The sequence below is a fragment of the Rubricoccus marinus genome (assembly GCF_002257665.1).
GTDB lineage: Bacteria > Bacteroidota > Rhodothermia > Rhodothermales > Rubricoccaceae > Rubricoccus > Rubricoccus marinus.
The window spans coordinates 1,021,651-1,043,927 of sequence record NZ_MQWB01000001.1 but is presented as its reverse complement, the minus strand read 5'-3'; the positions used below and the strand labels follow the sequence as shown (position 1 = coordinate 1,043,927).

At 66.7% G+C, this 22,277-nt stretch carries 17 protein-coding genes and 1 tRNA gene; 2 read left to right on the top strand and 16 right to left on the bottom strand.

The window, feature by feature from the left end:
- Window positions 1–6 precede the first annotated feature (6 nt).
- Both BSZ36_RS04170 and BSZ36_RS04165 read right to left on the bottom strand, forming a co-directional pair.
- A complete protein-coding gene (locus BSZ36_RS04170; protein WP_094546320.1) occupies window positions 7–2,085 on the bottom strand; it encodes a peptidylprolyl isomerase in 2,079 nt (692 codons plus the stop codon).
- A 51-nt stretch (window positions 2,086–2,136) separates the two neighbouring features.
- Window positions 2,137–2,220 (bottom strand) — tRNA-Leu (locus tag BSZ36_RS04165).
- 31 nt (window positions 2,221–2,251) lie between these two features.
- Here BSZ36_RS04165 and BSZ36_RS04160 point away from each other — a divergent pair.
- A complete protein-coding gene (locus BSZ36_RS04160; RefSeq protein ID WP_094546318.1) occupies window positions 2,252–4,474 on the top strand; it encodes a S46 family peptidase in 2,223 nt (740 codons plus the stop codon).
- A gap of 111 nt (window positions 4,475–4,585) precedes the next feature.
- Here the strand turns inward: BSZ36_RS04160 and BSZ36_RS04155 are convergent, their stop codons facing one another.
- From BSZ36_RS04155 to BSZ36_RS04125, 7 genes are all read right to left on the bottom strand, one after another.
- Entirely contained in the window at window positions 4,586–6,205 is a 1,620-nt protein-coding gene (locus BSZ36_RS04155) for a CotH kinase family protein (protein ID WP_094546316.1), read from the bottom strand.
- Between the two features lie 106 nt (window positions 6,206–6,311).
- Window positions 6,312–6,845 carry a DUF3833 family protein gene (locus BSZ36_RS04150; RefSeq protein ID WP_094546314.1) on the bottom strand — a complete coding sequence of 178 codons (534 nt, stop codon included), beginning with the start codon at window positions 6,843–6,845 and terminating at the stop codon, window positions 6,312–6,314.
- Window position 6,846: 1 nt separating this feature from the next.
- Window positions 6,847–7,941 carry a baeRF10 domain-containing protein gene (locus BSZ36_RS04145; RefSeq protein WP_094546312.1) on the bottom strand — a complete coding sequence of 365 codons (1,095 nt, stop codon included), beginning with the start codon at window positions 7,939–7,941 and terminating at the stop codon, window positions 6,847–6,849.
- A gap of 177 nt (window positions 7,942–8,118) precedes the next feature.
- Window positions 8,119–10,770, bottom strand: coding sequence for a 30S ribosomal protein S1 (gene rpsA / locus BSZ36_RS04140; protein ID WP_094546310.1), 2,652 nt, complete (start codon window positions 10,768–10,770; stop codon window positions 8,119–8,121).
- 142 nt (window positions 10,771–10,912) lie between these two features.
- The gene (gene cmk, locus BSZ36_RS04135; protein ID WP_094546308.1) at window positions 10,913–11,632 is read right to left on the bottom strand and encodes a (d)CMP kinase; all 720 of its coding nucleotides are present in this window, start codon (window positions 11,630–11,632) and stop codon (window positions 10,913–10,915) included.
- 169 nt (window positions 11,633–11,801) lie between these two features.
- Window positions 11,802–12,962, bottom strand: a complete 1,161-nt coding sequence (locus BSZ36_RS04130) for a hypothetical protein (RefSeq protein ID WP_094546306.1) — start codon at window positions 12,960–12,962, stop codon at window positions 11,802–11,804.
- Between the two features lie 131 nt (window positions 12,963–13,093).
- Complete coding sequence (locus tag BSZ36_RS04125; RefSeq protein WP_218827547.1) at window positions 13,094–15,550, bottom strand: zinc-dependent metalloprotease; 2,457 nt, start codon at window positions 15,548–15,550, stop codon at window positions 13,094–13,096.
- 163 nt (window positions 15,551–15,713) lie between these two features.
- Between BSZ36_RS04125 and BSZ36_RS04120 the strand changes: the two genes are divergently transcribed.
- Entirely contained in the window at window positions 15,714–16,277 is a 564-nt protein-coding gene (locus BSZ36_RS04120; RefSeq protein ID WP_094551148.1) for a type 1 glutamine amidotransferase domain-containing protein, read from the top strand.
- 116 nt (window positions 16,278–16,393) lie between these two features.
- Here the strand turns inward: BSZ36_RS04120 and BSZ36_RS04115 are convergent, their stop codons facing one another.
- The 7 genes from BSZ36_RS04115 to BSZ36_RS04085 form a co-directional block, all read right to left on the bottom strand.
- On the bottom strand, window positions 16,394–16,987 hold the full coding sequence (locus tag BSZ36_RS04115) for a hypothetical protein (protein ID WP_094546302.1): 594 nt from the start codon (window positions 16,985–16,987) through the stop codon (window positions 16,394–16,396).
- A 124-nt stretch (window positions 16,988–17,111) separates the two neighbouring features.
- On the bottom strand, window positions 17,112–17,915 hold the full coding sequence (locus tag BSZ36_RS04110) for a ZIP family metal transporter (RefSeq protein ID WP_094546300.1): 804 nt from the start codon (window positions 17,913–17,915) through the stop codon (window positions 17,112–17,114).
- 46 nt (window positions 17,916–17,961) lie between these two features.
- A complete protein-coding gene (locus BSZ36_RS04105) occupies window positions 17,962–18,198 on the bottom strand; it encodes a hypothetical protein (protein ID WP_094546298.1) in 237 nt (78 codons plus the stop codon).
- Window positions 18,199–18,288: 90 nt separating this feature from the next.
- Entirely contained in the window at window positions 18,289–18,885 is a 597-nt protein-coding gene (gene def / locus BSZ36_RS04100; protein ID WP_094546296.1) for a peptide deformylase, read from the bottom strand.
- A gap of 42 nt (window positions 18,886–18,927) precedes the next feature.
- Window positions 18,928–19,368, bottom strand: a complete 441-nt coding sequence (gene ruvX / locus BSZ36_RS04095) for a Holliday junction resolvase RuvX (protein ID WP_094546294.1) — start codon at window positions 19,366–19,368, stop codon at window positions 18,928–18,930.
- Between the two features lie 110 nt (window positions 19,369–19,478).
- A complete protein-coding gene (locus BSZ36_RS04090) occupies window positions 19,479–19,883 on the bottom strand; it encodes an HU family DNA-binding protein (protein WP_094546292.1) in 405 nt (134 codons plus the stop codon).
- A 229-nt stretch (window positions 19,884–20,112) separates the two neighbouring features.
- Window positions 20,113–22,277, bottom strand: a 2,165-nt coding sequence (locus BSZ36_RS04085) for a RelA/SpoT family protein (protein WP_094546290.1), incomplete at its 5' end; no start/stop codon positions are given.

Genomic DNA, 22,277 nt, shown 5'->3' with positions numbered 1-22,277 from the left:
TGCTGGTTATCGCTCGGCGGTCACGCGGGCATTGAGAATCACGTCGCCTACGCGGATCTCGTTGGCCACGTCCTGCCCTTCTACGACGCGGCCGAACACGGTGTAGCGGCCGTCGAGGTGCGGCGTGGGGCTGTGCGTGACGAAAAACTGAACGCCCTCGGTGTCCTTCCCGGACGAGGCGATGCCCGCGGTACCGGTGCGGTAGCGGAGGCGCGAGAACTCGCTGCGGATGGGGACATCCGGGCCGCCGTAGCCGTCGCGGCGGAAGTAATCGCCGCCCTGGAGCACGAAGTTGGGGACGACGCGGTGGAACGGCACGCCGTCGTAGTTGCCCTCGCGAGCGCTCCGCGTCATCGTCTGCACCGTTTGCGGCGCTGCCTCGGCGTCCATCTCGATCCCGATCTCGCCGCGCGTGGTCTGGAGCGTCAGCAGCGGATGCCGGCCCAGCCGGCCCAAAAACGCCCAGTCGATGCCGACCGTCTCGGCGGCCTCGCCAGAGGCCTGCGTCAGGTCCACGTCGATGCCCTCCACGAGCCGCTTGTTGAGCGCGTCCACGGCGGCCTTCCGCAGCGGCGGCGAGGTTTCGGCGTTGAGCGCGATGCCGAGCAGGAAGTCGAGTTCGCTCCCGTCGCGCCCCTCGCCGATCGCGTTCAGGATCGCGACGCGGGCTTCGAGCGCCTCTGGCGCGTCGTAGCTCTCGTACACCTCGCGCAGAGCTTCTGGCGCGCCGTAGCGCGCGAACAAGGTGTCGCCGAGAACGCCGGCCGCGCTCCCGGTTGTCGCGACGTCCTGACGGCGGAGGCCTTCCAACAGAGCGGGCGCGAGGGTTTGGGCGAGGGATTCGCTGCGCTCGCGGCGCCAGAGGCGGCCCATCGCGCCGAGCGCGGCGCTCGCGACGAGAGCGCGCTCATCCTGCGCGAGCGTCAGAAGGGCGTCGGTCGCCACAGCGTCGCCGGAGGCCGCGCCCAACGCCGAGGCGCCAGCGGCCCGCGCGAACACGTCGCTCTGCGCCTCTACCCATCGCGCCACAAACGCGCCGTCCCCTGCTGCTGCCATCGCGGGCAACAGCGCCGCCGCCGCCTGCCACTCGCCAGCGGCACGGCTTTCGATCCACGTCCGCGCTCGGTCCACATACACGGGAGGCAGCGCGTCTGCGCCCGCAATGGATGTCGCCGCCACGACGCGTACGTGCACGCTGGGATCGTCCAATGCGGCGAACAGCGCGCCTCTGGCGTCCCGGGTCTCTACGATGCGGCCGAGCGAAGCTGCGGCGTTGACACGGACGCGCCAGTCGGGGTCGGTCTGGAGCGCACGCGCAAGGCGGGGGGCGTCCTCGGCCTCTCCGAGCCGGCCCAGAGCCCGCGCGAGGTGCATCCGCGCCGGATCGCCAGCAGGGAGTTCGTCGAACGCATCGCGCACGCGCTCGGCGCTAGAACCCCAGCCGTCTGCACGAGAAAACGCGTAGGCCGCGTCCTCGCGGAGCGCGCCAGAGGCCGAGGTCAAGTGCCTCGCGAGCACGCCGAAGGCGTCGGCGCTGAGCCTCTGGCGCATGGCCAGCCGCGCAAGCGCGAGGGCGCGGTCGGCTTCGCGGACCGGAGGGAGGTCAAGCTCCAGCAGCGCGTCCCCGTCCGCCTCGCTCCCGACCTTGCCGATAGCGTCGATCAGTTCGTGCTGGACGGCGGGCGTCCCCTCACGACGCAGCGCGAGGAACAGGAACCCCGCCGCGCTGGAGTCGGCGGTCTGGCCTAGTGCCCACGCGGCGTCGGCGCGTACCAGCGGTACGCTGTCCTGGAGCGCGTCCGTAAGCGGCCCCACGGCCTCTGGCGCCTGAACCGAACCCAACGCAAGCGCCGCGCGGGCGCGCACCGACGCGTCGCCAGAGGCCAGCGCGTTGACGAGGGGCGCCGCGCTCCGCAGCACCTGCGCGTCCACGATCGCCTGGAGCTCGGGCCGCTCCAACAGCGCGTCGGCGGGCCGGTAGATGGCCTCTGGCGAGGGCGCCACAGGCGGCGACCCGGCGCAGCCGCCGAGGACGAGGAGGGCGGCGAAAACCGGCGCGAGGCACGCCGTCAGGGTCTTGAACATCCTAGAGAGGTGAGAACCAGCGGCGGCGGCAAGGGTACGAAAGCCACGCAGTGCGAGAAGGGGGACTCGAACCCCCACAGGTGTTACCCCACCAGATCCTAAGTCTGGCGCGTCTACCAATTCCGCCATTCTCGCAGGCCGTCCAAGATAATACCTCCTCTCTCCCATGCTCTCTCGCTTCTCCCTCGTCGCCTTCGTGCTGATTCTGGCCGGATGCGGCGGCTCCGCGCCCGTCGCCACGCCAGAGGCCGCGCCGCCCACGGTGGCCGCGCCCACGGAATCCGCCCAGATGCCGGGCGCGATGCCCATGCAGACGCCAGAGGCCCCCTCCTCCGTCCTGGACGGCGTGGAAGGCCTCACGTTCGATCCCGACACGGTTCAGGCCGGCCGGTTCGACAACGGCCGGATGTTCACGCTTGACGACCCGCCGCGCGACTACCTCGCGGAGACCTACGACTTCCGCCCGGACGACGAATGGTTCGAGCGCGCTCAACTCGGTGCGCTCCGCTTCGCGACGTACTGCTCGGCGTCGTTTGTGTCCGCGTCGGGCTTGGTGCTCACCAACCACCACTGTGCGCGCGAGTCTGTGACAAAAGCCTCGCTCGAAGACGGCCAGGACTACAACGAGGCTGGCTACTACGCAGGCACGATGGCGCAGGAGAAGCCCATCGAAGACCTGTTCGTGGAGCAGCTTATCGAGATCATCGACGTCACCGCCGAGGTCGACGCCGCAGCCTCTGGCGAGGCCAGCGATGCCGAGAAGCAGCAGGCACGCGCTGCCGCAGTCGAAGCGATCACCACCCGGATGACCGAAGAGCGGGGCGAGGACGTCCGCGCGCAGGTGATCACGCTCTACGCCGGTGGTCAGTACAAAGCGTACATCTTCAAGCGCTATGGCGATGTGCGACTTGTCTTCGCGCCCGAGACGGCGTTGGGCTACTTCGGCGGCGACCCGGACAACTTCACATATCCCCGCTACAGCCTGGACTTCTCGCTTTTCCGCGCCTACGGTGAGGACGGCCAGCCTGTCCGCCCCGATGTCTTCTTCCCCTTCCAGGAAGAAGGCTCGGACCCGGGTGATCTCGTCTTCGTGATCGGCAACCCCGGCTCCACGACGCGGCTGAACACCGTCGCAGAATTGGCCTATCGGCGCGACGTGACCGAGCCCGCGCTCTTGGACTTCCTGACCTCTCGCGAGGCCGCTTACAAGCGCTACCTCGACGCGACGCCTGACGACCCGCTTTACGCGGAGTTGGAAGACACCTACTTCTCGCTCGGCAACGGTCGCAAGGCTTACACCGGACGCGTTCAGGGTCTCCGCGATCCGTACATCCTCGCGCGCCGCGAAGCCGCTGAGCGTGCCTACCAGCGCGACCTGCGGGCCAACGCTCAGGCGCAAGGCCTCTACGGGGACATCGTGGACCGCATTTCGGACAACCGGACGCGCGCGAGGGACCTGGCGCCTCAGGCACGCGCCTTTACGGCGTTCGGCCCCGGCTCCCCCTACAACGGAGCCGTCCTGAACCGCGGCCTCGCGTACGTCCTCAGCGAGGGCTCGCCAGAGGCTCTTCTCGCCATCGAGGACCAGCCGGAGCTTCTCCAGACGTACCTCTTGGAAGCCCGCTTCCAGGACTTCGAGGACTACCTCGGTGCCGATGACGAGGTGACCCAGGCGCTCCTCAAGGGCCGAACCGCCGCCGCCGCCGCACAGGCGATGGTCGACGGCTCCGCTCTGACCACGGCGGAGTCCACGCAAGAGGCTATCGACTCGGGTGCGGACCTCTCGCAGGACCCTGCGGTCCTCGCGGCCAACGCGGTGCTTCCGGCGCTGCGCGCGTACTTCGGCGCGATCCAGCCGCTCAACGCGGAGCAAAGCGAGTTGCAATCCAAGCTGGCGCGGAGCCGCTTCGAGATCTACGGCACGAGCACGCCGCCTGACGCCACGTTCTCGCTCCGCATCACGGACGGCGTCGTCAAGGGCTACCCGTACAACGGGACCGTTACGCCGCCATACACGACGTTTTACGGACTGTATGACCGCTACGTCAGCCAGTGCCTCGGCGGCGACACGAGCGCTACAGCAGACGAAACCTGCGACTGGTACCTCCCGAGCCGCTGGCGCGAGATGCAGGGCAGCCTCCCGCTTTCCACGCCGTACAACTTCGTGAGCACCAACGACATCATCGGCGGCAACTCGGGTTCGCCGGTTCTCAACCGCGACCTCGAAGTCGTCGGCATCGCGTTCGACGGCAACATCGAAGGCCTGCCCGGCAACTACATCTTCGACGATACCCTCAACCGCACGGTCTCGCTCGATGTCCGCGCCATGCTGATGGTGCTGGACGACGTGTACAAGCTGGACCGTTTGGTGGACGAGTTGACGGACTGAGTCCTCTCGTGCATGTTGCCTCCGGCGCCGGTCTGCCCTCGTCCGCGAGCGCGCAGGCCGGCGCTTTTCTGTGCGCCAGAGGCCTCTGGCGTGTCTCCGATGGGGCGTCAGCTAGGGAGCGACGATCGTCACCATCTGCGTCTCAAGAAACCGCTCGCCTTCGACGCGGATCAGGTACGCGCCAGAGGCCAGGCCCGACGCGTCCCACTCGACCCGCCGCGCCTCTAGAACAGGACCGTAGTGCAAGCGCGTGACGCGTCGTCCGCGCGTGTCGTAGACCTCGACCCGGACGTCCTGCGGCGCGTCGACGGTGACCTGGAACGAGAGCCGGCCGCGCGAGGGGTTGGGCGCGGCGGCGGTAACGGCGAGTCCTCTGGCGCCAGAGGCCTCTTGCGAGACCGGCAGGCTTCCGTCCAGCCACGCGAGGCGCTGGCTCAGCCAGCCTTTGAGGTAGTCGACTTCTTCCTGGTAGGTCTCGCCCACGAAGTCGTTGGGCCAGACGCGGCGGCCGATGACGGGCCAGCGCCTGAAGTTGCGCGCCTGCGCCTCGTCCAGAACGGCGGCGGTGCTATCGATAAACGCGAGCAGCGCGTCCGTCTGGAACGGTCCGGCGCGGAGCGATTCCCACCGCGCGGTCATGTCGGAGCGGAACGCCTCGGTGTTGGCGAGTTCGCGCCACCAGAAGGGAATGGGCTGCGTGTTGTTGAACGTCCGCGTGTTGTAGTGATAACCCTCGGGGTCCGCGCCGTCGTAGTAGTAGGCGTTGCCGAAGGCGATGTTGAAGTCCCACACCGGGCCGGCGTGGAGAAGCGGATCGTTGGAGTCCTTGTCCTTGTGGAAGTACGTGCTCAGCCGGTACGCGTCCACGTTCCGCGCGGCCTCGTTGACCAGCATGAAGTCCACGAACGAGCCCACGTCGATAACGCTCGGGTATCCCGCCTGGGGATCGGCCGGGTCGCCAGAGGCCATCCTCGATTCGAAGTCCTCCATGAACGCCTGGATGTACGCGGCCTGCTCCGCGACGATCTCGTCGGCGGCGGGCTCGCGGTACTGGAAGTACGGGCGGAACGAGGTCGGGTACGGCGCCGGATAGGCGGAATACCATCCGTCCTCGTCGGGCCGGTCGAGTTGGATCACGTACCCGCCCGTGAGGTCGTCTCCAGAGGTCTCGTCGGGCTTGAGGTTGTTGACGTCGATTCGCCCGTCGTCGCGCTTGACCTTCTCCATCATCACGTACACGCCCACGTACTCCCCGTTGAGGACCACCTCGCACCACCGCGTCCGCGAGGCGTACCGGCCCGTGGCTCGCGCCATGTGGTAGGCGAGCGCGTTTCGCATGAGCGTCTTGTCGCTGTACGGGGCGTGCAATACCCAGTCGTTCTCGTCCGGCATCCCGAGGATGGAGACGTTGCGGTTGTCTCCCGAAGCGTCCCGCGTTTCGATGCCGTACTGCTTCTTTGGGAAGCTCTGCGACGAAGCGCCTCGGACTTCGATGCCGATAAAGCCGTCGTAACCTGTCGGGCTGTCCCCCACGTGGTTCCGCTGTCCCGATCCGTTGTCGATAACTCGCATGCGGCCCGGAACTTTGGGCTCGTCCGGGATCTCCTCATCGGTCTCGATCAGCACGATAGGAAGATTGGAGGACGTAAAGTCCACCTGCGCGCGTATGGGCGCAGCACTCCACACGATGATCAGGCACAGGAGAAACGTGCGATGTAGCAAACTCGACATCAAAAGCAACCGTACGGGGACACGGGCCTACCCCACCGCATCCTCCGTGTTTCTGGAGACGGTAGATCCGCTCTTCCCTCTTGCGTCCGCCTCTGGCGCCAGAGGCCTATCGCTCTGGAGGCGAAGACCTGCGCGTGATCCGCTCCTGAAGCCGCGCGATCGGGATGCCGAGAAAGCGGACCGTCGCGAGGTTGAGCGCCGCCCGCCCGTCCGGCTCCAGGTAAAGGCGTTGCTCCATACGGATGTCCGGCTTCGCGAGCAGATACCGGATGCGAAGCAGCGATCCCTCGACGGTGATCTCGGCCTCACCGGTAGCGTCCGTCAGCGAAGCCGTGTACCGCGCCGGGCTCTGAGGCCGCATGATCCACGTTCGATCCTCTGGCGCCTCGCCCGCGATCGTGATGGTCTGGTCCAGTTGGAACGTCCCGTCCGCCAGAGGCGTGCCGACGCTCTGCACGCGCACGCGTTTGGGGAAGCCGTTGCGGAACGTGAGCGTCCCGATACCGCTCGTGTGGCCGAGGAAGAACACCTCCGGCCGAAACGCGGGCTCGGAGGCGGGCGGGGCCACGACCGGATGCGTGGCCAGGCAGCCGCTGGCGAGAAGTACGATCAGCGCCAGAGGCACCCACGCGCGACGCATCTCAATAGCGGAGAAGAGCGGCGACGTGCCCGGCCTCCGAGAGAGGCTCCATCGGGTCGGCAAAGTCCACGCTCGCGCCGGTCCGGGCGGCGTGCTCGGTGATAACCTCGGTGAGGTCGACGGCAAACACGTCGGAGGCGCCGCACCGCTGGCACGTTTCGGGCGTGCCGTAGACGACGTGCTCGCACGCGCGGCACTTCGTCCCGCCGATCTCGGCCTCACGGTCCAACAAAATCGCCTCGGCGCGCGCGGCCCGTAGCGCGTCCAGAACCGAAACCGGCCCGAACGCAGAGAGCGCTCCGCTCAGACCTTGCTCGCGGATCTCGCGCCAGAGGCCTTCTTCCTCCTCGCGCTCGGCCTCGTCGGAGAGATCCGTGGCCTGCTTCATCAACTGGGCCTCTGGCGCATCGGTCTCGGCCACGTCCATCGCGACGAGCTTGTCTGCGAGGTCGGACCGGAGCGCGCCCTTGACCGCCAGCGCGGTCTCCTCCGAGCCCAGCAGGACGAGGCGGGCGAACGGGCGCTCGGCATCCAACTCGACGAGGCTGTCCGCGATGCTCTGCGCGTACACGCTCAGCTCTTTCTCGCGCCGCCGCGCGTAGCGCTTCTGGCTCCAGCCGCCCTTTTTAACACTGTTCTTAACGTCGCCGCGAACGCTCCCCTCCTGCTCCGCCTCGCCAGAGGCCACGAGGTAGATCTTGGCGCGCGTGTTGTCGACCACGGCTACGGCGAACGTCTCGTGCTCGTCCAAGAGCTCGTAGGCGGGGCGCACGTACGGCGCGTCTCCCATCCACGCCCGGCTGCCGACCTGTACGGGGAGCGGATAGGCCACCGCGAGGTCGGCGCCCCAGCTCGCGAAGATGACCAGCGCCCCGCCCTCGGGCGCACGGTTCTCGTCCAGTAGGCCTCTGGCGATGTCCAGGCTCTTTTCAAAATGCTCGGTCTCCTCTTCTTGGTCCGCCAGAAGTGAGCGGATGCGGGCAAAGCGGGAGTCGAGGACCGAGCGGTCATCGCCCGCGTCGAGGTACACCGTCAGGAACGCGCGTTCGGGACCGACGAGGTCGGAGAGTTGACGGAGGGCGCCGGCGGAGATCATAGGGGTGGGGTGTGAGCGGCCGCCTCCAACGGCGCGGACCGCGACAGGATTCTCCCCCAGTCCGCCTCTGGCGCCAGAGGCCCACGCATCGCAAGCCGTTCCAAGCCTGTGGCACGCGCATAAAAAAGCGGCGGCCTCCGAAGAGACCGCCGCCTGGTCTTGTCTGAGCGCCAGAGGCTACTCGGCCTTGTCCGCGACATCTTCGGCGTCGTCGCCCTTGACCGTCACGTCGGCCTTGCCCATCTCGGCGGACTCACCGGCTTCGTCGTTGGCGTCGCCCACGATGTCGCTGGTGGTCTTGCTCAGCACGTCGGGGACCTCAGGGGACTCCTCGGTGCTGTTGACGCGGTCGATGTCGGTCTTGGCGTCGGCCGTGTTCGGCGTCTCGTCCTCGACAGCGGCTTCGACTTCGCCTGCAACGCCCTCGGTCTGGAGGTCACCACTCTTGACGGCGGCCTGGCTCTTCTCCGAGGTCGGGGTTGCCCCCTGCTCCTGCGGACGCTGAGCCGTAGCCTCCTCGCCGATCGTCGGCTCGTCCTCGCTCCGGTTGCCCGTTCCAACGGACCCTTCCAGGTCGCTGGCAGCGGACGAGACGGTCGGGGTGAGCTCGCCCTCTTCGGGCTGCTCAGCCTCGACGGCCTTCGACTCGGACTCGGACGGCTCGCCCGAGGCCTCGGCCTCCTCCATCTGAGCGCGCAGGGCGGCCAGACCGGAGAGCTCTCCGAGGGTTGCCGGGCCAGAGGCCGCACGCTGGTAGTTGCTAACAGCGCGGCGCTCTTCCTGGATCTTCTTCGTCTTCTCCATCCGCTCGGCGTGCTGCTCGGCACGCTCGGCGGCACGGCGCTGGGCCGTCTCAGAGCACACGATTTCGCGATCCTCACGGTCGAGGCGGATCACCGTCAGCTCCAGCTCGTCGCCAGCGGCGTAGGCGTCGCCCGGGTTGCCCTGGCGGGCCAGGTGCGAGGCCGGGATGAACGCTTCGGCGCCGAGCGGGAGCTCGACGACAACGCCACCGGCGTTGGTGTCCGTGACGGTTCCGGTCGTCCCGGAGCCCTCGGCGTACACGTCGGCGTACTGGCTCCACGGATCGGTGGACACCTGCTTGTGGCCGAGCGAGATGCGGCGGTTCGCCACGTCGATGTCGATCACGATGACATCCAGCTCCTGGCCCTTCTTGACCACCTCAGACGGGTGCTTGACGCGGCGCGTCCAGCTCAGGTCGGAGACGTGCACGAGGCCGTCGATGCCGGGCTCCAGCTCCACGAAGGCGCCGAAGGTGGTGATGTTGCGCACCTTGCCACGCGTGACCGTGCCGACGGGGAAGCGAGACAGGAGGCCCTCCCACGGGTCGGGCTCCAGCTGCTTCATGCCGAGGCTGATCTTCTTGTCGTCGTCGTCGATCTTGAGAATCTTGACCTGGACGGCCTGACCAAGCTGGACCCGCTGGGTGGGGTGCTTGACGTGCTCCGTCCACGACATCTCGGAGATGTGGACGAGGCCCTCGATACCGCGCTCCAGCTCCACGAAGGCGCCGTAGTCGGTGATGGAGACCACCTTGCCGTCGAGCTCCATGCCCTCGGTGAGACGCTCGTGGATGTTGTCCCACGGGTGTCCGAGGAGCTGCTTGTAGCCCAGCGAGATGCGCTGGCGCTCCTTGTCGTAGTCCAGGACCACGATCTTGATCTTCTGGTCGAGCTCCAGCACCTCGCTCGGGTGGCCGACGCGGCCCCACGAGATGTCGGTGATGTGGAGCAGGCCGTCGACGCCGCCGAGGTCGACGAAGGCGCCGAAGTTGACGATGTTCTTGACCGTGCCCTCGAGCACCTGTCCGACTTCGAGCGAGTCCAGGATCAGCTTGCGCTGCTCCATGAGGTCCTTCTCAACGAGGGCCTTGTGCGAGATGACGACGTTGCCGTTCTGGGGGTTCGTCTTGACCACCTTGAACTCCATCGTCTTCCCGAGGTACGCCTCGAAATCGCGGACGGGGCGCACGTCGACCTGGGAGCCCGGGAGGAAGGCCTCCGAGCCGAGCAGGTTGACGATCATGCCGCCCTTGATGCGCTTGACGATCTCACCCTCGAGGACGGTCCCGTTCTCGTGGGCCTCCTCGATGATGTCCCAGCGCATCCGGTCGATGGCCTTGTTGCGCGAGAGGCTGAGCTGACCGCGACGGTCCTCCAGCCACTCGACGTAGACCTGGATCTCCTCGCCGATCTCGGGGACCTCGTTGAACTCGTTCTTCGCGACGACGCCATCGGACTTGAAGCCGATGTCGACGACGATCTCCTTGTCCGTCATCCCGACGACCGTTCCGGTCGTGAGCGAGTGCTCGTCGACGTCGCTCATCGAGCTGTCGACCATGGAGATGAAGTCGTTGTCGCTCAGCTGCACGCCGTCGCCGCTGGCGCCGGAGTCCATGCTGTTGAGCTCGTCGAGCGTGATCGTGCGGCCGAGGTTGAGGCCGGTGTAGCCGGTGATGGGCGCGTTGGCACCATCGCCAGAGGCCGCTGATGCAGCGGGCTTCTCGCCACGCACGCGCTCCACGGTGTCCTCAACCGCGTGCTCGACGCGGTCTGCGACGGACTTGGCCGTCTTGCTTACCGCTTCAGCGGCGTCCTCGACGGCGTCGGCAGCGGCAGCGGCGGCCTTCTTGGCGGCGCCGGTGGCGCGCTCGATCAGGCTCTCCTCGCCGGCGGCCTCTGGCGCGTCTGCGGTCGCGCCGTCGCCAGAGGCGGCGGGCGTCTCCTCGGGAGCGGTGGCGGGCGCCTCGTTCTCGGGAGTGGTCGTCTCGGAGGTCTCCTCGACGGGTGTGGTCTTGTCGTCAGCCATATAGATGGAGTCGGTGGGCCTGCTCTCCGGGGTTGGTGAACGGAGGCGATGCGGCAGGCGGCAGCCGGTGGGGGTCTAAAAGTGAGAAATCCGCTCGGGCGCGGCTCGCGCGCGGTCCCGTCGGGGTCTGGTGAGAAAAACTCTACGACGAGGCGTCGGCGTCCGTCTCGCCAGAGGCCTGGGCCTTCTGGACGGTGCGGACGGTCTGGACGACGCGCTCGACCTGCTCCTCGGGCGTCAGCGCGGTCGTGTCGAGCACGATGGCGTCTGGCGCGGCCTGGAGCGGGGCGAGGGCGCGGTTCTGGTCCCGGCGATCGCGCTCGGCGATCTCCGCGCGCACCTGGTCCACGTCTGCGGTTTCGCCTCTGGCGGCGAGATCGGCAGCGCGGCGCTGGGCGCGGGCCTCGATGTCAGCGATCAAAAAGAACTTGACCGGGGCGTCGGGAAAAACGACGCTGCCCATGTCCCTCCCTTCGGCGACCACGGCGCGGCCGTGCGAGGTCCAATCGGCGGCGACGGCGCGCTGCGAGCGCAGCATGGCGTCCCGGACCGGGCCCAACGAGGCCGCGCGGGAAGCCGCTTGCGCGGCCGGTCCCGACCGGATCCGTTCTGTGACGTCGTCGCCGTTGAGCCGAACCGTCAGCGCCGAGGTATCGGGATGGGGATCGAGTTCGACCGTCAGGGACGGCACGAGGACAGCGGCGGCGGCATCGGTAAACGGCTGGTCCTGGTCCAGGAAGGCGAGTCCGATCGCTCGAAACATCGCGCCTGTGTCCAGATACAGACCGCCCAACCGTTGTGCAGCGCGCCGCGCGGTAGTACTCTTGCCGGACCCGGCTGGGCCGTCAATGGCGACAATCACGCAGAATGGTGCTCTGGGGAGCCTTACAGTATAGGCGCCCGCGCGCGTGGGACCAACGCGCTGAGGTGTGGATTAACCGTGCAGGAACGGGAGGCTAGCCGCACACAGGCAACGCGGCCACGCCAGAGGCCTCTGGCGTGGCCACATTCCTTCGTTGGGCGTCCGCTGTCTAGAACGAGACCTGGACCGCGTACACCCCACTTGCCCCGGCCGCGACGTACACGGTGGAGCCGTGGATCAGGACGTGGTTGACCTGCGCGTCCCCGAAATCGAGGCGGCCCAGACGCTCCAGGGCAGGCTTTCCGTCCTCACCTGTCGTCCAGCGTGCCATCAGGACGCCGTCGTCGGCGTTGGCGACGGCGACGAGGTCACCGGAGGTCGCGACGCTCTTTACGGCCCCGCTCTTGAAGTAGGTCAGGAAGGCGCCGCTGGCGTCGAGGACGTCGAACCCTTCGTTCCCGTTGGGGACGTAGACGCGTCCGCCAGAGGCGTGCATCTTGGCGATCGCGCCGTGGAGGAACGGGCGAACCGTATGGACGGGCTCACCGATGCCGCTCCGGATGCTCGCGGGGCGCACGTTCCCGGCTCCGTCCAGCACCAAGAGGTCGTCAGCGTCGTCGCCCGCGACGACGACGCTCCGGAGGTCCGTCGCCATCCCAATCAACCGCGCGTTGAGCGAGCTGCGCTGGATGCGGTAGAGCCCGCCGTCGTAGCCCGTCACGGCGAAGAAGTCGTTCCCGGACTCCGGGTACACAACGTCCATGACGAAGTCCGAGCCCAGCTCTACCATCTTGGTCTTGTTGCGTCGCGTGTCCACGCGTGCGAACACGGCCAGCGACTCAAACCTCAGGCTCTGCGTCTCAGGATGGGTGAGGTCGAGGCTACCGGAGAGGAAGAGGTCGTCATCTCGGTGGTAGACGCCCGCGAGGTCCAGGTAGGAGGCGGTAAACGCGGAGGACTGCCCCGGGGCGCCCGGATCGATGAGGTCATAGCCCCCGCCGAAGGGGTTGCCGGGGACGAGGTAGGAGCCCGTCACCTTATCGCCATCGAGAGCGAGGTGCGTGGCGTGCGTGCCCGCCGGCGCCGCGACGTTGTACAACGGCGCCAGGGCTACACGTGCGCCTTTCGCCGACACTGAGGCCTCTGGCGTGAACGCGATGCCATCCGGACCGAGCGCGCGGTAGCGGTCCCCCACCACGCCGCTGGAATCGACGACCGAAACCGTCTCGATGCTCTGGATCTCGCCATCTGCGAGGTCTGCGCCAGAGTCACAGGCGGTGAGGGCGCCAGAGGCGAGGAATGCGATGCCGAGGAGGCGAAGGCGGGACATGGAAAACGACCGATAAGAAGGTGGATCTAGAGGATCGGCATATCCCCTGCCCGTCCCAATCAGTCGCCTCCACCGTCGCACAACCGCGACGGCCTGGGGGGCCGTCGCTTCAGGCCTCTGGCGCCAGAGGCTCAGCCGTCGTTCTCCAGCAGGTCGTCGATGCGGTCCGCGATGTCGTCCAAGTGCGCGCGCGTGGCGGCGTCGGCGCCTCTGGCGCGGCGGGCCTGCGTGCGGATGGTCTTGAGCTCAGCGCGCGCGGCGGCGCGGATATCGGACTGGCTGAGGTCGGTCCCACGGCGCTCGTCCTCCGTCATCAGCGCTTCCAGCGTCTCCACGTAGCCGCGCTGCAGGTGGCGGCGCTGCGTCGAGATCGCAGGCCTCTGGCGCGCGAGCTCGCTCCAGATGTCTTCGCGAACGGCGTCCATGTACTCCGCCAGAGGCCACGCCTCACCGCCGTCGATGGCCTCGCGCTCCACGAGTCGGTGGAGGCGTTCGGCGTCGAGAACGCCGTCCAGCGTGCGCATCTGGATGCCGCGCATCCGGTCGACGGCGCCAGAGGCTTCGATGCGGCGCAGGATCTCGCGGTCCAGGAGCCACTCGGGCGTCTCGAACACGTTCTGCGCGAGGAAGTCCAGCGCGCGCTCCTGCTCGGCGCGTGGCACGGGCTCGTACACGACGCCAGCCTGGTCCGTCGATTTTGGCGTCACGCGGACGCCACCCAGGACGGTGACCACGTGGCCCATGTAACGGGCGTACATGCCCTGAAGCTCGCCGTAGATCTCGCCCAGGTCGTCGTAGCCCTCGCCGGGCGTGCTCGTCCACTCGATCAGGTTGGGCACGACGCGCTTGAGGTTTGCGACCGCGTAGCCGCTGGCGGCGACGGGATCGTTGCCCATGTCCTCGGTTTGTGCGTCCGGGTTGTAGCCACCGGAGCCCGTCGAGAAGCGGTACATCGGGTCGCCTTCTTTTTCCGCGATCAGCGCGTCCAAGCGCGCCGTCTCGGCCTCTGGCGAAGTGATGCCGGGGTACCAGCGGTAGCCCCAATTGATGGCGTAGTCGTCGTACAGCCCCACCATGCGGACAAAGCGCGTCACGCCGTCGCCGGGCTGCGCGATGTAGTTCTGCCGCGTGTAGTCCATGATCGTCGGCGCGACGCCGAACTCGGACGTGAACGCCGGGCTGCGAAGGCTATCCACCGGGAAGGAACTGGACGCGATCATGTTGTGCGGAAGCCCGAGCGCGTGCCCGATCTCGTGCGCGATCACCTGTCGCATGGTCTCGCCGATCAACTCCTCGTCGATCTCCAGCGAGCGCGCCTGCGGGTTGGCTGCGCCGGTCTCGATCATGAGCCGGTTGCGGTAGGAGCGGATGTGGTTGTGGTACCAGATGATGTCGCTTTCGATGATCTCGCCACTGCGCGGGTCGCTGACGCTTGGGCCGGTCGCGTTGCGCGTCTCGCTCGCCACGTAGCGGACCGTCGAGAAGCGCACGTCCTCGGGATCGAACTGCGTGCTGTCGCCAGGGGCCGGCGGCATCTCGCAGCGAATCGCGTTCTTGAAGCCCGCGGCTTCGAACGCGCGGTTCCAGTCCTCGACGCCCATGCAGAAGTACGGGCGCCAGCGCTCCGGCGTGCCGGGGTCGAGCGTGTACACGATGGGCTTGACCGGCTCCACGAGCTCGCCTCTGGCGTAGGCCTCGGGGTCGGTCGGCTCCAGGCGCCAGCGGCGGATGTAGGTCTTCTGATCGGCCTTCTGGGCGTTGCTGCCGAAGTCGATCTGCGAGACCGTGAACCATCCCACGCGCTCGTCGGCCAGGCGCGGTGTCATCGGCTCGGCGGGAAGCAGAATCATGCTCTGGTACATCTGCATCGAGATGGTCCCCGTCCCGGCGTTGGAGGGCGGCTCGGCAGCATCGAAGGTCATCGTGTGACGCACGTTGACGTTGAGCGGGAACGCGCGCGCCTCATCGATAAACGAGCGCTTAGGGTCCAGCCGACGCACCTTGTACTGCGTCCGCAGCGACGTCGGCAGGCCCGTAATCGCGGGCACGTCGTCGGTGTACAGGCTCGTCACGTCCAGGACCACGCCCGCGCTGTCGGGCGAGAGCGCCGCCACGTCGAACGCCATCACGACGGGCTCGAAGTTGTTGACGCGCACGCTCTGCGCAATCGCGAGGGTATCACTCGCGACCGACGTGTAGGACGCTTTGCGCAAGAGGACGCGGTTGCCGTTGCGCTCCCACTTCAGCACCTGCTCGGCGGTCTTGCTGCCCGCGTTGATAAACGGGCTCAGGTCCGCGGGCGTCTGCGCGATCCGGCTGACCGCGAGCATCTCGCGGCTCATGAGTGAGTCCGGGATCTCGAAGAACAGCTTGTCCCCAATGCGGTGCACGTCAAACAGGCCGCGCTCGGTCACGGCGTCTTCGGTGATCACCTCGTCGTACGGCTTGGGGTCGCCGTCTTTGGGTTTGGGCTTCTCAGCCTTCTCGCCAGAGGCAGCCCCACCCGGGGCCTCTGGCGAAACCGTGGGCGCGGTGGTGGAGCAACCAGCGAGGGCGAGAACGGCGACGAGCGTGAGCAGGCGAGACAAAGCGGTGCAGGCAGTGGAGGCCAGAGAATACTCGCCTCCGAGAGCGCGTGCGAGTCCCGCCAGAGGCCCCTGCCGCCATGAATTGCGAATGGGACCCCGCGGGATGCGAAACCCGCCGCGCCTCTGGCGCTACCACGACTCCCTTCCATTTCCCCTCTCTCTCATGTCTACCCTTTCTGACGTCCGCATCGCCATTCTCGCCACCGATGGCTTCGAGCAGGTCGAGTTGACCAAGCCCAAGAAGGCTCTCGAAGACGCGGGCGCAACCGTCCACATTGTCTCGCCTGACTCCGGCTCTATCAAGGGCTGGGACCAGGACCACTGGGGCGAGTCCGTCGAGGTCGACAAGACGATCTCCGAAGCATCCGCCGGCGATTACCAAGGCCTCGTGCTCCCCGGTGGCCAGATCAACCCGGACAAGCTTCGCATCAACGACGACGCGCTGAGCTTTATCAAGGCCTTCGCCGATGCTGGCAAGCCCGTCGGCGCGATCTGCCACGCGCCGTGGCTCATCATCGAGGCGGGTCTCGCCGAAGACCGCCACATGACCTCGTTCAAGAGCATCCGCACGGACCTCAAGAACGCCGGCGCCAAGGTTCGCGACGAGGAAGTCGTCGTCTGCCCCCACGGCAACTTTACGCTCATCACGAGCCGCAACCCGGACGACCTCCCGGCCTTTAACAACGCGCTAATCGAGGCCTTCTCGACGGCAGACGCCGCCGCCTAAGACCGCTCCGCCAGAGGCCTCTGGCGAAATGAACCGAGCCCCGATCCGGGCTGCGCTCCATGCGCACCGGGTCGGGGCTCGTTCTGTGTAGGCCTCTAGCGCCAGGGGCCAAGCGTTTAGTTCTGGCTACCCACCGGGAACTCGATGGAGATCGTGCCGGGGTAGCGAATCGGGCCGAGCGCGGTGTTGACCGTCGGGCGTGCCTGAAGCCGGATCATCGATGGCTGGCTGCCGTCACCAGCGAGGTCACCGATCAGGTCGATGATGTCACCCGCGTTGTTGCCAAAAAAGCGGACGAGGTCCAACTCCATGTCGATCGGGATGAGGCTGCGCTGGCCAGGCTGCAAGCTCACCGTTTCGTTGTAGGTGCCGTTGATGGTCTCGGTCCCGTCCAAGAACATCGTCCAATCCAGTGAGAGCACCTGCGCGACCGGGTTTCCCGTCGGGTTGTCGGCGCCCACGAACAGCGTGAAGCTCAGCGGCACTTCGCCACGGAGCGCCGCCGCCGTGATGCGCGCCCCATCGGCAACGCCGACCCGCCGGTTCTGAACAAGCCGGTCCAGGTCTACCCCAGCAACCAAGCCGTTGGAGACACGGTCGAGGTCGAAGTCGACGTTCTGGAAGTTGGCGATCTGCTGGAGCGTGGTGCAGCCCGGAGCGAGGGCGAACAGCGCGAGCAGGACAGGGACGAGGCGTAGCGAGCGGAGCATAGAAAGGGAGTGGTGGAGCGGAGTAGAACGGTACGGACCGGACCCTACGTACGCCAGAAGCCGCCGCTGGCGTCTCCCGCGTCACAGGTTGCACACCAGAAGGGAGCCTCTGGCGCCAGAGGTGTTACCCGTGGCCCAACAGGAGAAGCACCGCCATCAGGCCGATGCCGAGCAGCATCATCGCGAGTTGGCCTACGGCCTTTGTCGCGGGATAGCTGTGCCGGCGGTTGAGTTCCGGGATGAGGTCGCTGCCCGCGACGTAGAGAAACGAGCCTGCCGTCACCGGGAGCAGCCACGTGTACAGCGCGTCGCCAGAGGTCTCACCGGCCATGAGCAGGACGAGAAGCGCGCCCGGGATTGTCGCGAGCCCTGCGAGGAAGTTGTACAACAGCGCCCGGCGCGGTTTGAGCCCTGCGTACACCAGAATGCCGAACATGCCGATCTGCTGCGGCACCTCGTGCGCCATTACGGCCAGCGTGGTCACGAGGCCTGCTTCGATGGACACGCCGTACGCCGCCGCTACGACGGCACCGTCGATCAGGTGGTGCGCAACCGTCCCGACGATGCTCATTGTCGCCAGAGGATCGCCGTGGCTGTGCCCGTGATCGTGGGAGTGCCCCGTAGCACCTTCGATTGCCTCTGGCGCGCCGTGCTGGTGCTGCCAGTGCAGGAACTTCTCCAGCACGAAAAAGGCCATCACGCCCGCCAGGACGAGCAGGCCCGTACGCGGACCGCCGCCGAGCCTCTCGTAGGACTCCGGGATCAGGTGCAAAAGCGCGCCGCCGAGCATCGCGCCGACGGCGAACGCGACGAGCAGGAAGAGCAGCTTCTGGAGCCGTTTCGGACCCAGGGAAAGCGTGATCGCGCCCGCGAGCGAGGTCAGACTGACGATGAAGACGCTTCCGAGGGCGTAGACCCAGATTGGCATGTGGTCGCTCCTCTAGAGCCCGAGGTGATGCGCGCGGGGGCGCGGATTACATGCCTTTGCCTTCAGACTCAGCCTTTTTCACCTTGTCCATGTCGAGGTGAACCGTCGGCTTCTCGATCTCCGAAGAGCCGGGGTCCTGCACGAGGTTCATCGACGGCTGTACTTCCTCGGACTGATCGTCGTCGCCGTCAACCTCGTTACCGAGGCCAGAGTTGTCCTGAACGTAATCTGGACGCTCGTCGCGGAGGTGGAGCGGGTCTTTCTTGGTCGAGAGGTCGGACATGGTTTCGATCGGTAGATGGGCCGCTGATACGGCGCGGCAGAGCAAGGGTTCGCGCCTCTGGCGCCAGAAGCTTCGCGCCGCGTCCCCGCTCTAGGCTGGCGCCTGGATCGGGTACTCCGCCTCCACGTCGCCAGAGGCCATCCGCTTCAGGCGGCGCTTGATCATGCGCTTGCGGAGCGCGGAGATGTGGTCCACGAACAGCACGCCGTCCAGGTGGTCCAACTCGTGCTGCACCACGCGTGCCAGCATCCCGCTCGCGATCATCTCGATGGGCTCGAACTCTCGGTTCAAGAACCGGAGCGTAATCATGTCCGGCCGCACGACTTCCTCGCGCAGGTCTGGAATCGAGAGGCACCCCTCTTCGAAGGACTCGCTTCTCGCCTCCTCAACGGGCCCGATCACGGGGTTGATCAGCGCCAGAGGCCGCGTGGCCCATTCCGGCGTTTCCCCACCATGCTCTTCCGCGATGTCCTCCGCGTAGGGCGAGAGGTCGATCACGAACACGCGCAACAGCTTCCCGATTTGCGGCGCCGCGAGGCCAATCCCGTTGGCCTCATGCATCGTATCGATCATGTCGTCCACAAGCGCCGAGAACGCTTCTCGGTCAAAGCCCGGCGCGTCCGGATCTAGAGGCGGCGCGGGCTCGCGCAGGACGGACTGACCGTAGGTGTAGATCGGCAGGACCACGGGTATCGGGGAGGTGTGAGCGCAGACTACGCGCCTCTGGCGCTAGTCGCTCCCCTCCTCGGCATCCTCCAGCCAATCTTGAAGGATGATCGCCGCCGCCGCCGCGTCCACGTGCCCTTTGGCCTTGCGACGCTTCTGGCGGGGGACGCCGTTCGCGATCAGCGCTTCGCGCGCCCGCCGCGTCGAGAACCGCTCGTCCTGCACCTGGATCTCCACGCCCGGCAGCGCCTTTTTCAACCGGGTGATAAACGGCTTCGTGCGCTGCACGGCCTCCCCCTCTGAGCCATCCTCCGCCAGAGGCCACCCCACCACGACGACCTCAATCCCATCGCGCGCGTGGATCGCCTGCAGCTCTTTCAGTGCCACAGGCGGCACGAACGTCCCCACAGCTCTCGCGAACATCCGCAACGGATCGGCGACCGCCACGCCCACGCTCCGGCGCCCCACGTCAACAGCGGCTATACGGGGCGGGGCGTCGATCATGCGCGGGGCCTCTGGCGCCAGAGGCAGAGTAAGGGTAGACCGCGCCGCCTTTAAACAGCGCGAGGCCGGGCGCAATGCCCGGCCTCGAAACCTACGGAGCACATCGAGCGCTACGCGGACTGGTGCTCGTGGTGGCCGTTGAGCACCGGCTCCGAATCGGCGCTCCCTTCGGGGATGGCGTAGCCGAGGTCCGCCAGAGGCGCCTGCAGCACCTCGCGGAGCTTTTTGCTGGGTTTGAAGTGCGTCTTCCGGCGCGACGGGATAAACACCGTTTCGTTCGTTTTGGGGTTGCGTGCCTTCGGCTTGGCCTTCGTCTTCTTGACCTCGAACACGCCGAAGTCGCGGAGTTCGATGCGGACCTCTGGGTCTGCCTCTTCCATCAACTGACGGATCGACATCACGACGGCGTGGACCCAGGGCTCGCATTTGTAGAGAGGGACTCCCTGAAGCTCTGAGACGCGCCGGGCCACGTCTTTCTTGGTCAGCGTAGGCACGCGGTTGGGCGTGGTTTCCATGTGGTAGGATGGGGTGGTGCTAGCGCCAGAGATAGGCGGGCAGAGACATATGACCGACCGGGGCTGAGAGATCCCGCTCATCGGATCAGCACGTGCCGGGAGGCGGAGTCAAACATACGGTACACAGTGACCTGATCGTATAAGGGCACCTGATATTCCCCCCAACCTCAAAGCAGACCCAAACCCAACGCACATATATCCATCCGAGCCGGCACCCGGCGTGCAGCAGCTACTCTTCGAGCCGATAGACTCCGTAGACCCCATCCAGGCGTCCGACCCGTTTCATGATGCGGCGTAACTGCCCGAGGTCAGACACATACAGGCCGACGATCCCCTCGAACATGCCGTCCTCCCCGGCGATGGTGATGGAGCGGATGTTGGTCTTGAGGTTCTTCGAGATGACCGTGGTGAGGTCACTCACCAGCCCGACACGGTCCTCGCCGACGATGCGGAGCGCGGAGACGAAGTGCACGTCCTTCTGACGGCTCCACTCCACGTCGATCACGCGCTCGGCACGTTCCAGCAACAGGTGCGGGGCGTTCTTGCAGCTGTTCCGGTGGATGTTGATCGCGCCTGTTTTGGAGATGTAGCCGAACACCTCGTCGCCCGGGATGGGCGTGCAGCACGTGGCGTACTCCACCGCCATGTCGGTGTGCGCCTCGCCGTCGATGATGAGCGACGGCTTGCCCCGCTCGCGGGCGACTTCCTTGAAGGTCTCCGCGTACTGCTCCACTTCCAGACGCGCCGGGCTGGCCTCTGGCGAGGGCTCCGGCGTAACGCGCTGGCGTAGCTGCTCCACGAAGTCCGAAGGGTCGTAGAGGCCGGACCCGATCTCGTAGTAAAGCTGCTGCGTGGACGGAAAGCGGAGCTTGCTGGTGACGCGCTCCAACTGCTGCTTGTCCGCCTCCACGCCGGCGCGGCGCATCTTCTTTTCGAGCAGCGTCCGCCCATGATCTACAGCCTTCCGGCGCTTCTCGTTGATCCACTGCCGGATGCGGGAGCGCGCTTTCTGCGTGACGACAAACCCCATCCAGTCTGGATTGGGCGACTGCTTTTTAGACGTGAGGATCTCGACTTGATCGCCAGAGGTCAGCGTGTGAGACAGCGGCACCATCTTGCCGTTGACCTTCGCGCCGATGCAGTGGAAGCCCACCTCGGAGTGGATCTGGAACGCGAAGTCGACCGGCGTGGCCTCTTGCGGGAGCGTAACGAGGTCGCCGCCGGGCGTGAAGACGTGGATCTCCTCGTCGTAGAGTTGAAGCTGGAAGTCGCGCACGAACTCACCCGCGTCGTCGCTGCGGGGAGACTCCAGCAGGTCCCGCGCCCAGGCGTACATCGCGTCCAAGCGCGCGTCGCGGCCGGCATCCAGCGGCACGGCGCCTTTGCCGCCAGAGGCCTCTGGCGCGATGGTTTTGGACGACGGCGGCTTATCCGTCCCGGTGTTCTCCTTGTACTTCCAGTGGGCAGCGACGCCGCGCTCGGCGATTTCGTGCATCTCCGCGGTCCGGATCTGGATCTCGACCGCGCGACCGTCCGAGCCCAGGACCGTCGTGTGGAGGCTCTGGTAGCCGTTGGACTTCGGGACCGAGATGAAGTCGCGGAAGCGCTCGGGGATGGGCGCGTAGAGGTCCGTGAGGACGGAGTAGGCGCGCCAGCAGTCCTCCTTTCCCTTTTTCCCCTCGGAGTTGAGGATGACGCGGATCGCGAACAGGTCGTAGATGCCATCCAGGTCCACGTCCTGGCGCTTCATCTTGCGCCAGATGGAGTGGATGGACTTGGGGCGGCCGTAGATGTCGAAGTCGAAGCCGGACTCCGTCAGCTCGCGCCGGATCGGCTCGATAAACCGCTCAACGAACTTCTCCCGTTGCTTTTTCTTCGCGTTGAGGCCTTTGGCGATGGTCTTGAACGCCTCCGGCTCCAGGTACTTCAGCGAGAGGTCTTCGAACTCGGTCTTAACCTCGTGGAGGCCAAAGCGGTGCGCCAGAGGCGCGTAGAGGTCACTCGTTTCGGTCGCGATGCGGATCTGCTTGCGCTGCGGCAGCCCGCCGAGCGTGCGCATGTTGTGGAGCCGGTCGGCGAACTTGACGAGGATGACACGGATGTCGCTCGCCATCGAGAGCATGAGCTTGCGCACGTTCTCGGCGCGGCCCATGGCTCGGGAATCGAACACGTGACCGATCTTGGTCACGCCGTCGGTGATGCTCGCGATGTCGTCGCCGAACTCCTCGCGGATGAGGTCGATGGAGAGGTCGGTGTCCTCCACCGTGTCGTGCAGGAGCGCCGCCGCGACCGTCACGTCGTCGAACCGGATGTCTCGCGCGGCGATGACCGCCACCTCCAACGGGTGCGTGATGTACAGCTCGCCAGAGGCCCGCCTGTCGTCGCGGTGCGCCC

Excerpts from the sequence above, each read along its gene's own strand:
- ruvX (WP_094546294.1), bottom strand. The coding sequence starts at position 19,368 with ATGATCGACGCCCCGCCCCGTATAGCCGCTGTTGACGTGGGGCGCCGG.
- BSZ36_RS04090 (WP_094546292.1), bottom strand. The coding sequence starts at position 19,883 with ATGGAAACCACGCCCAACCGCGTGCCTACGCTGACCAAGAAAGACGTG.
- BSZ36_RS04150 (WP_094546314.1), bottom strand. The coding sequence starts at position 6,845 with ATGCGTCGCGCGTGGGTGCCTCTGGCGCTGATCGTACTTCTCGCCAGC.
- BSZ36_RS04110 (WP_094546300.1), bottom strand. The coding sequence starts at position 17,915 with ATGCCAATCTGGGTCTACGCCCTCGGAAGCGTCTTCATCGTCAGTCTG.
- BSZ36_RS04160 (WP_094546318.1), top strand. The coding sequence starts at position 2,252 with ATGCTCTCTCGCTTCTCCCTCGTCGCCTTCGTGCTGATTCTGGCCGGA.
- BSZ36_RS04115 (WP_094546302.1), bottom strand. The coding sequence starts at position 16,987 with ATGCTCCGCTCGCTACGCCTCGTCCCTGTCCTGCTCGCGCTGTTCGCC.
- BSZ36_RS04145 (WP_094546312.1), bottom strand. The coding sequence starts at position 7,941 with ATGATCTCCGCCGGCGCCCTCCGTCAACTCTCCGACCTCGTCGGTCCC.
- rpsA (WP_094546310.1), bottom strand. The coding sequence starts at position 10,770 with ATGGCTGACGACAAGACCACACCCGTCGAGGAGACCTCCGAGACGACC.
- BSZ36_RS04130 (WP_094546306.1), bottom strand. The coding sequence starts at position 12,962 with ATGTCCCGCCTTCGCCTCCTCGGCATCGCATTCCTCGCCTCTGGCGCC.
- BSZ36_RS04155 (WP_094546316.1), bottom strand. The coding sequence starts at position 6,205 with ATGTCGAGTTTGCTACATCGCACGTTTCTCCTGTGCCTGATCATCGTG.
- BSZ36_RS04105 (WP_094546298.1), bottom strand. The coding sequence starts at position 18,198 with ATGTCCGACCTCTCGACCAAGAAAGACCCGCTCCACCTCCGCGACGAG.
- BSZ36_RS04120 (WP_094551148.1), top strand. The coding sequence starts at position 15,714 with ATGTCTACCCTTTCTGACGTCCGCATCGCCATTCTCGCCACCGATGGC.
- BSZ36_RS04170 (WP_094546320.1), bottom strand. The coding sequence starts at position 2,085 with ATGTTCAAGACCCTGACGGCGTGCCTCGCGCCGGTTTTCGCCGCCCTC.